This is a genomic window from Proteus genomosp. 4 str. ATCC 51469 (assembly GCF_003144375.1).
GTDB lineage: Bacteria > Pseudomonadota > Gammaproteobacteria > Enterobacterales > Enterobacteriaceae > Proteus.
Window position 1 is genome coordinate 60361 of sequence record NZ_PENV01000017.1, and the last position, 14421, is coordinate 74781.

Annotated in this window: 14 protein-coding genes and 4 pseudogenes; 8 read left to right on the forward strand and 10 right to left on the reverse strand. The window is 33.1% G+C overall.

Translation table 11 applies throughout. The features are described from left to right. The gene (locus DK866_RS20220) at window positions 1-1530 is read left to right on the forward strand and encodes a hypothetical protein (RefSeq protein WP_244179716.1); all 1530 of its coding nucleotides are present in this window, start codon (window positions 1-3) and stop codon (window positions 1528-1530) included. A gap of 54 nt (window positions 1531-1584) precedes the next feature. Further along, window positions 1585-1998, forward strand: coding sequence for a hypothetical protein (locus tag DK866_RS15620; RefSeq protein WP_109409632.1), 414 nt, complete (start codon window positions 1585-1587; stop codon window positions 1996-1998). Window positions 1999-2081: 83 nt separating this feature from the next. Here DK866_RS15620 and DK866_RS15625 read toward each other — a convergent pair whose 3' ends face one another. The 4 genes and pseudogenes from DK866_RS15625 to DK866_RS15635 all read right to left on the reverse strand — a co-directional run. After that, window positions 2082-2270 carry a DNA polymerase III subunit theta gene (locus DK866_RS15625; protein WP_347876377.1) on the reverse strand — a complete coding sequence of 63 codons (189 nt, stop codon included), beginning with the start codon at window positions 2268-2270 and terminating at the stop codon, window positions 2082-2084. Continuing rightward, the gene (locus tag DK866_RS20360) at window positions 2236-2397 is read right to left on the reverse strand and encodes a YnfU family zinc-binding protein (RefSeq protein WP_215534280.1); all 162 of its coding nucleotides are present in this window, start codon (window positions 2395-2397) and stop codon (window positions 2236-2238) included. Before DK866_RS20360 ends, DK866_RS15625 begins: the two co-directional genes overlap by 35 nt. Before the next feature lie 207 nt (window positions 2398-2604). Next, window positions 2605-3831, reverse strand: coding sequence for a tyrosine-type recombinase/integrase (locus tag DK866_RS15630; RefSeq protein WP_109409634.1), 1227 nt, complete (start codon window positions 3829-3831; stop codon window positions 2605-2607). Window positions 3832-4063: 232 nt separating this feature from the next. Then, window positions 4064-4462: pseudogene (locus DK866_RS15635) on the reverse strand (site-specific integrase); the annotation flags it as partial. Window positions 4463-4475: 13 nt separating this feature from the next. Here DK866_RS15635 and DK866_RS15640 point away from each other — a divergent pair. The 5 genes and pseudogenes from DK866_RS15640 (at window position 4476) to DK866_RS15660 (ending at window position 8034) form a co-directional block, all read left to right on the forward strand. Then, window positions 4476-5353 (forward strand): annotated as a pseudogene (locus DK866_RS15640) (DDE-type integrase/transposase/recombinase). Between the two features lie 55 nt (window positions 5354-5408). Further along, complete coding sequence (locus tag DK866_RS15645) at window positions 5409-5606, forward strand: hypothetical protein (RefSeq protein ID WP_109409636.1); 198 nt, start codon at window positions 5409-5411, stop codon at window positions 5604-5606. Window positions 5607-5669: 63 nt separating this feature from the next. After that, window positions 5670-5951, forward strand: coding sequence for a DUF6694 family lipoprotein (locus DK866_RS15650; RefSeq protein WP_109409637.1), 282 nt, complete (start codon window positions 5670-5672; stop codon window positions 5949-5951). 118 nt (window positions 5952-6069) lie between these two features. Further along, a complete protein-coding gene (locus DK866_RS15655; protein ID WP_109409638.1) occupies window positions 6070-6741 on the forward strand; it encodes a DUF7424 family protein in 672 nt (223 codons plus the stop codon). A gap of 633 nt (window positions 6742-7374) precedes the next feature. Then, the gene (locus DK866_RS15660; protein WP_109409639.1) at window positions 7375-8034 is read left to right on the forward strand and encodes a hypothetical protein; all 660 of its coding nucleotides are present in this window, start codon (window positions 7375-7377) and stop codon (window positions 8032-8034) included. 111 nt (window positions 8035-8145) lie between these two features. On the opposite strand, the pseudogene DK866_RS19855 reads toward DK866_RS15660, so the two are convergent. Then, a pseudogene (locus DK866_RS19855) lies at window positions 8146-8370 on the reverse strand (hypothetical protein); the annotation flags it as partial. Here DK866_RS19855 and DK866_RS19860 point away from each other — a divergent pair. Continuing rightward, complete coding sequence (locus DK866_RS19860) at window positions 8351-8497, forward strand: hypothetical protein (protein ID WP_162557018.1); 147 nt, start codon at window positions 8351-8353, stop codon at window positions 8495-8497. The pseudogene DK866_RS19855 and the gene DK866_RS19860 overlap by 20 nt on opposite strands. A 179-nt stretch (window positions 8498-8676) precedes the next feature. Here DK866_RS19860 and DK866_RS15665 read toward each other — a convergent pair whose 3' ends face one another. From DK866_RS15665 to DK866_RS15685, 5 genes and pseudogenes are all read right to left on the reverse strand, one after another. Continuing rightward, window positions 8677-9204, reverse strand: coding sequence for a hypothetical protein (locus DK866_RS15665; RefSeq protein ID WP_109409640.1), 528 nt, complete (start codon window positions 9202-9204; stop codon window positions 8677-8679). A 305-nt stretch (window positions 9205-9509) separates the two neighbouring features. Then, window positions 9510-9675 (reverse strand): annotated as a pseudogene (locus tag DK866_RS20365) (hypothetical protein); the annotation flags it as partial. Window positions 9676-10398: 723 nt separating this feature from the next. Beyond that, window positions 10399-10707: a helix-turn-helix domain-containing protein gene (locus DK866_RS15675; RefSeq protein WP_109409641.1), complete on the reverse strand. Its 309-nt coding sequence runs from the start codon at window positions 10705-10707 to the stop codon at window positions 10399-10401. 573 nt (window positions 10708-11280) lie between these two features. Further along, complete coding sequence (locus DK866_RS15680; RefSeq protein ID WP_109409642.1) at window positions 11281-13017, reverse strand: type VI secretion system baseplate subunit TssF; 1737 nt, start codon at window positions 13015-13017, stop codon at window positions 11281-11283. A 60-nt stretch (window positions 13018-13077) separates the two neighbouring features. Continuing rightward, a complete protein-coding gene (locus DK866_RS15685; RefSeq protein ID WP_109409643.1) occupies window positions 13078-14409 on the reverse strand; it encodes a VasL domain-containing protein in 1332 nt (443 codons plus the stop codon). Window positions 14410-14421: the final 12 nt, after the last annotated feature.

Below are 14421 nucleotides of genomic sequence, written 5' to 3' on the forward strand. Positions count from 1 at the left end.
GTGTCAGGGTCTGCTATTGTCAAAGGCACTGGCACTAAATTTAAAAATAATAATCCAGCTATTAATATCGGAATGACTATTTTAATTAAATCGGGAAATACTAATATTCCGTATATGATTAAATCCGTTAATTCCGACACTGAATTAGTATTAGCACAACCTGCATTAGCCACAGCCACTAACACCACATTCTCAATTCATATTACTGAGCCAGATAATAATAGTGATGCAGCAAGAACAATGGTCGCTATTAATAGTTATGTTGAGTATTTCCTCGATGCAATGAACACATGGATGACTCAAACGGGCCAGACAAAAATTGAGATGCCAAATGGTGAGATTGTTACGCTAGATAGTATTAAGAAGATGCAAAGTGATATTGCAAATAAACTAGATCTTAAAACAGGGGGTAACGTTACAGGGAGAGTGTCTGCGAATCCAATCTCGGCAACTAGAGATAGTAAAGATTATTTAAACTTGTACCCTCCACGCTCCACAGACGGTAGTGATTATGGCTTCTTCCAATACAATCTAGGTAACTCATATAATGGGGTTTTAGGCATACCCAGAGTACCTCAAGGTGCTACTGAACATATAATTTATAGTGGAGTCAATGCATTAAGCGGCAGGGTGATGGCTTTTAAAGCACCAGACAATTCAAAAAGTAGCTATATTGAAAGCTTGAAATCTGATAACTCGCTTCGTTGGCGAATGGGATCTATGGATGCTTCCAATGAATTTCAAATAAATACAAATGGAAGCGGTAGAATTCATTTAACTAATACTGGTCTTGCAGTTAATGGGATGGACGTTGTCACAAATGTCACGCCAAATACGGTTAGCAAACAGTCCATAAATAGAAACGGATTTTATCAATGCCAAGATATTGAAGCATATAATGTAATGTTTATGGGTATGGCTTGCACTCATGTTACTAATGATCAGTATGTATTTTCATTATGGGGGCGAGGTAATAGATTTTTATTTAGTACAAAAGATGCAGGCGCATGGTTTGGTACATGGGAAGTTTGGACTACGGCAAATGCAAGATCTGATACAAACGGCTTTATCAAAAAAGCCTCCCCAATCATCGACATCAATCCAGATGGCTCGTTCACAACTAACGACGAATCCGAGGGCGCAACTGTTACTCGAGTAGCGAAAGGTGAGTATCTCATTGAGGGTGTACTTGGTTTTAACTCAGATGCAGGCTGGGGTGGAGTTGATGGCGGTATTGAAATTCCACTCGATGTTAATAAACAGCCACTGATATGGGTTAACTCTAAAGTTAACAAAGATGGTTCGATTCTCGTTAAGACCTATCACCGAACTCACCCTAGCGCACCTAAATTCGCTCGTAATGATATTAACGGTTTCAATGACGGCGACCCGATTGATATTCCTGATGGTCGTTTTATTTCCGTTCGTGTACAGATGCCTGAGCAATCAATCTATAACGTGAGAATGAGAGAGATGGCAGAAGCGCAGAAGGTGGAAGAGGAGCGTAGACAAAAACAAGAGGAAGTTTAATATAATAATTAGAGTGCTACACTAAAATATTATCATGTATAAGTTAGGTGTTTTATGAAGATTAGAGAAAATGATTTTTGGGTTTATTTTTCATCTAAAAATGAAAGTAATAACATAAATAACGACAAAATTGGTAAGTGGATGTATTTTTTTAATGATGCGGAGTTCACAGATAAAATATGTCAAAAAGCAATTTTAAATAGCGTAGTCGAGCATTGTAAATATACGAATAATGCTGAATCTGGAGTTGCGTGTTTTTACTTAAATATTGATGATATTGAAGGGCATAAAAAAGTTATTAAGTTTTTTTTAGATAATAAATTAATTCCCATAAATAAATCAGGTAAATTTAAGAATATATCATTCAAACTAGACATGCAGACAATGAATCGGGAATATGGAGACAAGTTTGAAGGTAAGTTGTCATTAGAGCATTTCATTGATTTGAGCTCTGGTATTTTTAAGTGATATAAAATCAGGACACCAATAAGACACCAGAAATTGATAACTGATTGATTATATAACTCGGTCGGTTCCATCGAGCATCGGCGCTACTCCGTTTTCAAATACTGCACTGAATTTCCGTCCGGCAATCTCTTACTTCTCTCACGATAAAACGCTAATCGTTCATTAAAATACTCGCGCAAATGTGCTGGTTGTTGTCGTTCAACGTCTACGGCAACAACTGGCATATTGAGTTTAGTTTTATATTTTATTGAAATAAAACATGTAACCGCAATTCGGACACAATAAGATTAGGTTTTTCTTAAGTTTATGTTTGTTTTGTTTGGCAACATAAGAACAACTTGGGCAGGTAACTTCTACTAGTGCGTCTTGAAACATTCTTATCACATTAAAAGCTTTCATATCTTTCACCCATTATAGGGATATCGTGATTCAGTGTACGTTACTTTGTACTAAAATGCTCAATTTTTGTTCTTTTATTTGTAGAGTTCAATGTTGATAACTGATTTCTATGACAATGACAGGCATATAGAGCCATTCTCATTTTTAGCATTCCTTATTGTGGGTTACATCTATCCGACAATAAGAAATTTAAATGATATATAAATACTATGCTTCTTTTAGAGACGATAGTTTTTCACACCATGTATCAAGCGTTTCTCGTTTTTCTCTTAAATAATCATATCTATCATAATGCTTTTGAGAAACTCCTGGTCTTTTGTGGTTTTGCACCATATCCCTTAACTCAGAACTTATTCCCATTTCTCCAGCCAATGTTTTGAATGTTCTTCTCACATCTCTAGGTGTAAATTTCTCAAACTCATTTTTCTTACAAAATTTATTTAATTGTTTAGCGTATTCAGACGTTAGCAAGTGTCTTTCTTTAGTATCAGCAGGGAAAAGATAATTTGATGTTGGATACAATAGTTCTTGGATATTAAGAATATCAATAGCAGGCTGTACCAGTGGAATGACATGATAATCGCCTGTTTTTGAAATATGAGGTGGAACCGTTAATGTATTGTTCTTTTTATCCCAATTGTCGCGAGTATTGGCCAGAATTTCCCATGGCCTTTGTCCTGCGGAATAAACGCAAAATAGAAATAGACGCGCATAATCTGAGTTAATAGGGCATTCGATGGTGGGCTTATTGAATAGCTCTAATAATAGCTTCAACTCATCCCATGATAAAAATCTATCTAACGCTTTATCTGCACCTTTTTGTCTAGGAACCACAGTGACAGGATTTCGTTCCAATCCATAAATAACGCGCTCGTTTATTTTTGCTGGATCATTATCGGCAAACAAACCGAAGTTGAATACCGCATGTAGATTTGCTCTTACTTTGTTCGAACCTGCCAAAGCACCTCGGGAGATAAACTCAGAAAGTATTCTTTTTATATGATCTGGAGTCACATCTTTTGCAGGCATAGAGGCATCAATATGCTTACTATCTAGAACCTGATTTAGTCTGTTTTGAGTTTTATCATATGAACGCTTGCCTTGTCGTTTTTGATCTTCAATGTAATCATCAAAAAGCTGTTTTACTGTGGCGTGTTCATATTTAATTCTCTCTGGGGATGATGATTCGGTAGCAGCTGCTACGGATTTTACTGCAGCATCTGCTAGTGATAAATTAGGGTAATCACCAAGCGATATAAATTTCTCTTTTCCATCTTTGAAGTAGCGGTAGACGAAAACTTTTCTTCCAGATGGATATGTTTTTACACCAAGGCGTCCAGTGCCTCTAGTCGCTGATGCTTGCCAAGTATAATACGCAGATTTCTTTGGTTTCAGTCCTCGTATTTTACTATCAGTCAGTAATACGCTAGCCATAACTAATTTCCATTTACGGGTTGTTTGCGGGTCAAGTAACGGGTCAAGTAACGAAGAAATGATATGAAACTAGCTGAAATCATGCAAGGTATATAAATCCTTGTAAATCAAAAAGATGAAATCTCATGAAATTATATAAAACTCAATGAAATCAGTATATAACGCCCTTCTAAGCCGTAGGTCACAGGTTCGAATCCTGTAGGGCGTACCATTTAAAATCAATTAGTTACATTCATTTTAAATTCTCTACTTTTCTCAAGTGGGACGCATTTGGGACGCAAGTGCCAAAAATAGTGTCTATTTGCTTTGCATGTTCAGTTAAATGATTAGGCGCTAGGTGTGCATACCTTCTAACCATATCAACTGATTCCCATCCGCCCATTTCTTGTAATACTGAAAGCGGCACTCCGGACTGAATTAACCAACTTGCCCAAGTATGTCTTAAGTCATGAAAGCGAAAGTTTTCTATACCAGCTCTTTTTAATCCAGCACGCCAGCCACTGTTGTCATCAACTCTCATTTTTCTGATTTGAGGTATCATTGTTCCATCAGGGCGTTTTTTTGACTCTGTATGAACAAAGACATATCTTGAATGCTTTCCTATCTGATCTCTTAAAACTTTACATGCGGTATGTAGTGGTTTAATACATTTGGCCACCCAACTGATTGTGGATCAGAACTATACAGTTGCTGATGTAATTAATGCCATGAATATTGGTATTTCCACTATGACTCGCTGGATAAAACAATTACGGGACGAAAGGGCTGGGAAAACGCCCAAAGCGTCCCTTATTACATCTGAGCAAATTGAAATACGTGAATTAAAGAAAAAACTTCAACGTATTGAAATGGAAAATGAAATATTAAAAAAGGTTACTGGTCCTTGATGTCAGACTCCCTGAACAATTTGCGTTAATCGGAAAACTCAGAGAGCGTTATTCTATAGTCACTTTCTGCCATGAGTTCGGGGTTTATCTCAGTAGCTGTAAATGCTGGAAATGTCGTTGTGTTGAGCCAGATAAAAGACGTATCAAGTTACGGAGCCAAGCTAATAGGAAAGCGTTGGGCATATCTCTCTGTTGTACTTGACTTGTTTGCCCGAAAACCGGTGGGGTGGGCTATGTCGTTTTCACCTGATAGTCGACTGACGATGGCTTGGGAAAGACGGGGACATCCAATGAGAGTCATGTTTCACAGCGATCAGGGTAGTCACTATACCAGTAGACAATTTCGCAGTAGACAATTTCGGCAGTTACTATGGTGTTATCGGATAATATAGAGTATGAGTCGACGAGGAAACTGCTGAGATAATAGTCCGATGGAGTGATTCTTCAGGAGTCTAAAAAACGAGTGGATACCGATGGATTACATAAGCTTTGGTGATGCAGATCGTGATATAACAGATTATATTATCGGATATTACCGTACACTCAGACCTCATGAATATAATGGTGGGTTACCACCAACCAAATCTGAAAAGAGATACTGGAAAAACTCTAAAACGATGACCAGTTTTAGTTGACCACTACAGTAAATTCTCAGGGAAATTAATTGATACAATTCAAGGTTTAGCTGTCTTGCCTGAAAATACTAATGCGGTAATGGCTAACGCTCAAGCGAATAGAAATATCTCTGTTCAGATTGGGGATACAACAATTTACCAAAGTATTGCATCAAGTGATCCTCAAAAAGCGACTTCACTTTCTTCTGATGCTTACAATAAAGCTAATAGGTTAACTTACCAAAATTTAATGAGCGCTATATCACCTAATTGATAGTTTTGCTTTCTTTTGCTGTTATTCATTATTATCCTTGATGAATCTTTTTAGGAGGTAAATGTGAAAAAATTTCTAACGGTAGCTGTGCTATCTTTATTTCTCATTGGCTGTGGCGAGGCTAAATTTAAAGCATCGTCAACTGATGAAATAAAACAATCAATGCAATCAATGAAGGAAGAATTGCCAGCAGAACAATTTGCTCAATTACAGAAAGCTGTATTGAAAACAATGTTTGAAGTTGGTAGCACGAAAGGAAGTGATCAAGAGAAACAGCAGTTATTCAAAGATAAACTTGATGGTAAAACAGCCAAAGAAATAATTGAAATGGCAGAAAAGAAATAGCAGTCAAAGTGCTATAAGTCGTATTTAGATTGTTCTCTGCATTTTTTGCTTGCTATAAGCCTTTATGATGGTTAAATGAAATTGTAAAGTTTTGTTTAATTATCATAAGGGTTTTTTGATGAAGAAAATATTTATGGTTGCTGTTATATCTTCCTTATTAGTTGGTTGTAAGGTTGATTTAGAAACAAAAATAAATACAGATGACTTATTATCTAGTGAGCAAAAAATTGTTAAAGGAGATATTAATTTCGAAGTATCTTCATGTAATGATTTTGAAGACTCCAGAAAGGAATCTAAATCATTAATAGAATTAAAAAATAAAGTACCTACAATTTTTAAAGATGCGGAATATGTTGAATGTTATAAGCAAAAATTTGATTCATTCGCACATTTCTCAATACCTGTTGGTGTTGGCAAGGTTGGAGAAGATAAGAAGATTATTGATACGGATCTAATGATTATCTCTTACAAAGATATATTGGCTGGTGTTAATGCTTCAGAAGGGTTAATTAAAAGAATCAAGCAAGCAGAAAAAGATTCACATCAAAAGATGGATTTTAGTATCAGCATTATTCTTATACCTGGTAACGTGAAAATTGATAAGGCAGTTGCGTTAGGCGTAACATTTACAGGAAGCACATCTAAAAATGACCCAGTGTTAATAAGCGGAATTAAATTTGACAAAAAACCACTGACTTTTAAATTATCAGATGTGTCAGTAAATGAATTAATGCAATATGGCCTTGTCCCATTCTTAGTAACTCCTGAATATTTCACACAATATAAGTGATATATATCATTATATTAAAGCCCTTTAACGATGAGTTGGGGCTTAATTGTGATGAGTAAATAGTCAATCATTGATAAAGTTGGTATTGGAATCGAGGTAACAGAATCACTAGGGTGGATGCGTAAGGTAGATACTTTCGTGAACAGTATGCGCGTAAGTGAAATGACTTTTCTAGTACGTTAAGAATCATGGTTTATGTATCTAACAGAAAATAGTTTTCGGACACGTTAGAAAAACTGTAAATATAGGGTGATAGCGACAAAAATAAATATTAAACCCTAACAAATCCTAACGTTTTTCTAATTCCTCAATCCTAAGTTTTCCTAAGGTTTATTAGCGTTGAATCTTTGGATATCTTAGATAAATGATAACATTTGATAACGTTTCAGATGATAAGGTTTGATAAGGTAAATTGCACACTGCGCAGGGGGCGAACTTACTCAAAGCCAGTCATAGTAATGATTAACGTAATTTATGCTCAAATTTAGATATATAGAAATGTTAAGGTAACTACGTATTCAATGCTAAGGTTTGCTAAGTTTTTACTATCAACTTAGCATTATGATTAGATAGCTGTTAACTTCAGCATATGTTGGGGGTAGCCGTAATAATAAAACTAATTTGAGAATAGAAATGCTAATAAATAAATTAAAAAATAAAAATGAGTCACCAGAAGACATTATAGAGAATTTGATATATGCCTATCAAAATTCAAGAGAAACATATGTTGAAAACAAGAGAGTGTTTCGTGGGCGTAGTCATTCTGTATCGGGTGTTTTTGAAGATCTATTTGCTGATTATTTATCAAAAAATTTACCTGATAGTTATCAATATTTCGTAGATCAGCAATTGTTTTCATCAACAGCAAATATACGATTTTTCCCAGATATATTAATTATGAATGATAGAGTAAGTAGTGATATCATCGACTTAAAGCTTGATTTTGGATGGTCTAGAAATGATATTTTTGCATTTTGTGATACGTGGAATAAAAAAATAGATAAATTAAAAGGAACGAGTTTCACTTTCAATGATGGGATAACTAAAGAAAAAAAGAATAGTTCTTTTTCTGATAATTTAAAATATCATGTAGTAGTTTCGACAAAATTAAATAATGGAAGTAATTTTATTGAAATAAAAGATAATGTGACAAAAAACTTGGAGCATGTTGAGTTATACATACTCACTGATAAGGTACATCCGAATGATTACAATAGCACCGCCGAAGAACGGGTGAAAAATATACATATATGCATGAGTGAATTTTCAAGGTTAATGAATAATTTATCATAATAATATAATTCTTTTAGCACTTAACGGACAAAAATATAGTTTAAATTGTCCGTTATTATAGATAGCAAAATTTGTAATAACAATTTTTATACGTTAAAATCAATAGTGGCTTTAGTCCTGCAAATAATTCAATTTATTTACTATATCCTTGTGCTGTTTCCACGCTGAATAAATATCCTTATCCCATGCTTTACCACCTTTCGTTTGATAGCCAGCATCGTTAATTCGTTCAGCGATAATACGCCCGTTATCTATACCTTCGGATAGCACCAAATTAACCACAGAAATGATAGCAGTCTCATTATAGGTATCTGCCTTGCCAGCAATGAGAAAAGCAAAATCAATCAGGATCACCACGTCAGGAACGGTAATAAAATTCCCTAAGCTAGTTAAAACAGCTACAGGTCGCTATGAATGGTTTAATGGTTATCAGCTAACAGAAGCACAGATAGTTACTGGTTAGTAAAACTTAGTATCAATAAGCTTGATTTGAAATCGAGAAATTTAAAAGAGGATATTTCACCTCTTTAAACAACTCAATATTATTAGCCTAGTTCGCAACTAACCCTCTTTAAGACGGCCAGTTTAGCTAATATCAAATAACTAATGTGATTCGAAATTATTTTGTTGAAAATAGCATCATTATATAATCATTAAACCCAGCTCACCATTTGATAGATGGATACTATCGTGATATTGGTACACATATTTATTAAGTCTACTTTGTGCTTTATTTTTATCGGTCTTGCTTGATTCTGTATAAAAACCGATACACCAAAAAGAGCGACTTACATCAGCAGATTGTCTTATAGATAATACCTTAGATACATCGCTTTCCATTTTTGATAGTAGTGAACAAGCATTTTTAGCACATTTTAATTCAATGAAAATATATGAATTTTTTTTACACCGTTTTTTCCTAAACTTTAGGTCAATAAACATATTAATATTGGTTTTATTCTTCCGTCTATCGCAAGGGTATCTAACTTCTCGTTCTATTTCTTTTATTGAGTCGTGATGAGACATGTAGAATTCCAGTTCTAGCTGAAGCCATTTTTCCCAGTCACTTATCTTATTGTTACAAATCATATCTAATCGATTCTTGATATGCTCTTGTTCAAGAAACATATGAATCAAGGCTTTTACAGTATTAAAATCAGCCCGCTCCATGGAAGTCCTCAATGTAGTACAACATAAAAATAACATGCAGATTAAACTGAGTTATCTGAATTGTGGAGTATTATTTTTCTGTACTAAATAATATTGCTTTAATCGGGGAGGTTCTCGGCAAAAGTCAAAAAAACGAGGGTGAAATATTTTTCAGCTGCTGTTGTTCTGTTTGAAATGAAGACAGTGAAAAACACGGGGAGGTTTATTTATAGTCGTTGTTTCATTATCTGCAATAAAATTACTATTGATGATATTTTTGCAATTATGATGGCTTTGGGAAAGCTGAAGCCTGAACCTCTTAATATTTAAGTCACAAAATAAAAAGGCAGCATAATTGGGGGCATGATACGAAATTGAATAAATTTAACAATTTGTCGTGCATGTTCTGTCAAATGGTGGTGCTAAGTGAGCATACCTTCTAACCATTTCGATACTTTCCCAGTCTCCGATCTCTTGTAATACGATTAATGAAATACTAGAGCAGATTAACATCTATTTAAGCAGTAAATATAGCCATTCACTAAAAGTGTAGTGTCAACGGGATCGCCCAGAAAACACACACATTCCTCTTATTAATACAATAAAATCAATAAAATAGATTGTAATAATTAAATTAGCACTATAATGAGAAAAAATTTAAATCCTGAAGATGATGCTAAGTTGCTAAAAAATACGAGCTAAAATTTCAATGCCAGCAACTTTTGTTGTAGATAATAATAAGGATAAGTTGAAAAAACTACTTATAGAAAATAAATGGTAAAACAGCTCAAGAAATAATTGAGGTGGGTGAGAAGAAATAACAAATCTCGTGAAAGGGAGCTTTACTCTAATATCAAGTCATCCGATTTATGGCGGCAAGATAAAATTTAAAATTTTTCCTTCGGATCTTATTTATTGGCTGGATGAGTATTTTAATATTGAGAAGTCGATGAGCTATCATCAGAAGAAATAGTAGCTTATTTGATAGAAGGCTCTAATAGAAAATTATCTCATGTACTAGAAATTCCATTAAAACATTCAGTTTCTAAAAATATTAACAATTGATTCTTTGTTTTAACAAAAAAATCAAGCGATTGATTATGTAAGTGGATAATATTTTATCTAATTGAAAGAAAGCAAAAAGTCGCGACGTTTTTTTTCGTTAAAATAGCTTAGATGTTAAATCAGCTAACGCTATAAAAATTTCTTTATTTTTTATTTAAGACTGCGACGTTTTCTATTTCTTGAGACAACAATATCACTTGATGATAAGGCTGTTTTAGCCCATGTATTTATCATGGGGGACATTACTTCAGAATGGATCAATAAACTTTGTGGAGAAACTCCTAATATTAGGGCTATGATAATTAATTGATCTACCGTTATTTTTATATGGCCATTTTCTAAACGTGAATAGTGTTGCTGGCTTATTCCGAGCTTTCGTCCCATTTCAACACCGCTTATTTTTAATTGTTTTCTTTTCTGCTTAATTCGTTGGCCTACCACAATACTAATTGCGCTCATATTTACTTCTCCTTTTTAAAAGATAGTAGCGTAAAAACACCTAAAGATCGATATTAGCGATCAAAAATCAATTATTGATAGCCATTGACTATTAATATTTGCTTATTAAAAGATTTAAACCGTTTTACCTAAATCAACTATTTAGATAAATTATGTCAGTATTTAATGGTTTTTTCGTTTGTTAATGACAAAATAAGAGTATTAAATAAGAATAATATTATTTAAGTAAATTTGGTATAAGAAGTGAAACTACTCTTTTTTAGAGTTGTGGTGATGAGATGGAGAAAAAAATACACTTATTTTGTGTTGATGCCTAATAAGCTAGATTTCAATGATTCAGGTTTTTATTATCAATTTATATTTTTGATATCTTATTTTTCTATCCAGTAATTAATTATGTCAATTATTTTTTAAAATAATCTTTATATTCATGTTAACGCAATAAAGTTGTTGTAATATCTTAATTGAAATAAATAAACATATTTAAATAAAAAAGACTATATAACTCATTATATTGCTTTGATTAATTTAAAAAATAAAATCAAAAAGAGCCCTATTAAAGGCTCTTTTTGATCACAATAATGATTTGTAGCCATTTAATGGGGATGGTGATAAAAACCATTTTATTTTTTCATCAGTATTAAATTTAATTTTCATTTCCAATAACATATTCTCTGATAAACAAAAAGGGAAAAAATGATAAAGATGTGAAACGAAAACAAATGCATCTCCTTCATTGTCAAAATAATTAATATCAATGGTTAAGGTTAAAGATAAGCAACGGTGTGGCTTGCCTTTTAAAATATAATCATAAGTATAACTATTTAAATCAATACATCCGTCTAATGAACTTTTTATTTTTCTTGTGATCTGTTTATCTAGTTCCGCATAAATTAAATAATCACTCAGCATATTTTTTATTGTTGAGATAGACATTAACATAAACGCATTAGCACTATAATGTGATAATAAATGCCAATAACATTTATCATCAACAATAGGAGGGAAACATTCTGATAATGGTGTGATATTTGTGAGTAATAAATTATCAGGCATATTTTCACTATGTGCATTTAATACACCAATACTGTTATCCTTATATTTTTCAAAACCAATATAGGTACAAGAAAAATGTAAACTGGGTGGCGAGATAAGTGCTTCACCTTTGTTATCATAAAAATGAATAATGTAAAATGTGCGTCCAGTAATATCTTTATCTATAGTTAATGAATAGAAAAGAGAATTTTGATATTGAGGTAGTAGACGAGATGCTGAAGTTAACTCTGTTATTGAATAAAAATGACAATAAATACCTCGTTCTTTTTCATGAGGTTCAAGTGATAGCATGATTTCAGATAAACTTGAAAGATAGTGGTTATCAGGGATCGGTAATAAATAAGACGACTTATTCTCTTGAAAATCAATAATAACAGTATGTTCTTTCTCTTTATCAACGGAAGGAACACAATTAAGTAAGAAGCAGTTTTTACACTGTTCTTCTGTTAGTGAAATTTGCTTATTTAAATAGATATTAATCGTAAATTGAGAGCTTTTTTGCCAATCTAAGTTCTTTATAATATTTGGAATATCTAAGCTAATAAAGTGATGAACATGAGGAAGATACAATCCTTCAAGTAATTGTTGTGGTGCTTTTGGGGTATTTTCTGATTGTGAAAAAATAGGATATTTTTCACCTATTTGAGTATTAAAACAAAATGTTGCGTTATCACCATGATAATTTTGATCTGCGTGTTTTAATTCAATATAGTCAAAATGTTGAGTTAATCCAAGCAACAAAGTATCTGCAATATTTTTTATTGGACTGAGAAATAAATTAAGAGAACAAGATTGTGTATGTTCGATATTACCAAGATATTTAAAGGTTAAAGAAATACAGCTTTTATTGGGTTGATGCGTCACTTTTTTCTCAGTAAGAGAATAAGGCTCAATATATAAATCACGACAACTTGAAAAGCATGTATTATTGTCACCTAATGCACTGCTATTTTTAGGAATAAAATAACTATAATTAATTTCTTTTTCACAGCTAATTTGAATAATTGATGTTGATGGCACACCTTTAATTGCCTGCGAGCCTAATCGTTGTAATAAAGGAAGTGTAATTTCAGGGAATGCATCATCAATTTTTTCTTGCAAATGAGCAGAAAGAAAAGCAAATCCTTCCATTAAATAACCTGTTTGTGGATCGTCTGGTTCTAAGACTTCTGCTAAGTGTGGTTTTTTTTGTGCGTAGGCTTTTGCCAGTTTTTGTAGGTATTGTCTTTCTTTTAAGTATTTAATTTCACTCATGTTAATCTAATATCTACCTTATTAATAATAAATAATATCTGCCATGATTTTTTGTTGTTTTTAATAAGAGTAAGGCTTTAATCCTAATTCTTCGGCTTCTTTTTGAAGAAAATAATATCGTGCTAATAATCCATTAACGTCTGCATCAAGATTATTAATTAATGCGGGTGAAATAATCTGCTCTTTATTTATTGTCTGTAAAAATTCATACAGTTTGTTTTCAATTGGAATAGCTTTATTATGACTTTTTTGTATTTCGTAAACAGCGGTTTTTAAATAAGAAAGAGTGAAACTGCTTCGATTACGCTCTTGTTGAACAATTTTGTCAGAAAGTTGTTGAATTAATTTATTGGTATCAGACCAACTGCTGTCAATAGGCGCATTTTCTAATCGTGTAGTGAGAATATTTTGCCATTGTCGTGTTGCGTAAGATTGATCAGCATTATTAGGCCAAAGCTTTTTAGCTATTTCCAGCATATGATCTGATTTTCTTAAAGCAAATAGAGGAGACTGTTTTTCCATTAAAATAAGGTTATTTGCGTATGAACTAATATTCGGTTGATATAACCACTGTGTAATGGCACCTTCAGGTTGAGATGTAATGGCAGATAACTCTTTTTGCATCGGCAAATACAGCGATACACCAATAACAAAAAAAATAGCGCTGCTAGTGAATAATCCAATAAAAAAACCTTTTTTTGCACTCATTGATTTTTTCTCAATAGGAGTATCGTCATATAAAACGACTTCGGTGATGGGATTAGGTTTAGACGTATTATTTTCTTTTATCTCATCAGATGGACTGATATAGACAATAGGGGGGATCTTAACCGTAGCATTATTACTTTTTTGTGTTGTATTTTTTGTTGTTTGCTCTAAGGTTTTTGCTGCATTTTGGAAAAACCAGAGTAAATTTTCTAGCTTTGGTAATTTCGGCCAATCTGTATGAGCAATTTGATCAATAATTAATTGTAGAGCTCTTTCTGAACGATAAATTAAACGTAAATCAGAAGGAGAAAAGGTTAATTGACGTAATAAAGCCCCTGCTTTGGTATTAAACCAATTCAATACATCACATCGATGGTTTGATTGGAAAGGCCAAAGGTTATCCCATTGACTCACCACAATATTGGCAACCAATTCACATCCTTCAGTAAAACCATTTAGCCCATTAAGATGAAGGCGAGCAAGCGTGTAATAAACGCCACTTTGCAAGTCGATACCGTGAGTTTTAAATAACGTTAATGAAAGAGACTCAATAAGTGTCCAACTGATCTCAGGCTGAGAAGGATGATTGAGTTTATTAAATTCCGCTTTTAATGCGATAAATTCAGGGATATCTAAAGGAGAGCCTGCAATTTTTATCACAAATTTTTCTTTTGGCGTATTCATGAAAGATCCTAT

Excerpts from the sequence above, each read along its gene's own strand:
- DK866_RS15675 (WP_109409641.1), bottom strand. The coding sequence starts at position 10,707 with ATGAGCGCAATTAGTATTGTGGTAGGCCAACGAATTAAGCAGAAAAGA.
- DK866_RS15620 (WP_109409632.1), top strand. The coding sequence starts at position 1,585 with ATGAAGATTAGAGAAAATGATTTTTGGGTTTATTTTTCATCTAAAAAT.
- DK866_RS15665 (WP_109409640.1), bottom strand. The coding sequence starts at position 9,204 with ATGGAGCGGGCTGATTTTAATACTGTAAAAGCCTTGATTCATATGTTT.
- DK866_RS15685 (WP_109409643.1), bottom strand. The coding sequence starts at position 14,409 with ATGAATACGCCAAAAGAAAAATTTGTGATAAAAATTGCAGGCTCTCCT.
- DK866_RS15630 (WP_109409634.1), bottom strand. The coding sequence starts at position 3,831 with ATGGCTAGCGTATTACTGACTGATAGTAAAATACGAGGACTGAAACCA.
- DK866_RS20360 (WP_215534280.1), bottom strand. The coding sequence starts at position 2,397 with ATGAAAGCTTTTAATGTGATAAGAATGTTTCAAGACGCACTAGTAGAA.
- DK866_RS15680 (WP_109409642.1), bottom strand. The coding sequence starts at position 13,017 with ATGAGTGAAATTAAATACTTAAAAGAAAGACAATACCTACAAAAACTG.
- DK866_RS15655 (WP_109409638.1), top strand. The coding sequence starts at position 6,070 with ATGAAGAAAATATTTATGGTTGCTGTTATATCTTCCTTATTAGTTGGT.
- DK866_RS15660 (WP_109409639.1), top strand. The coding sequence starts at position 7,375 with ATGCTAATAAATAAATTAAAAAATAAAAATGAGTCACCAGAAGACATT.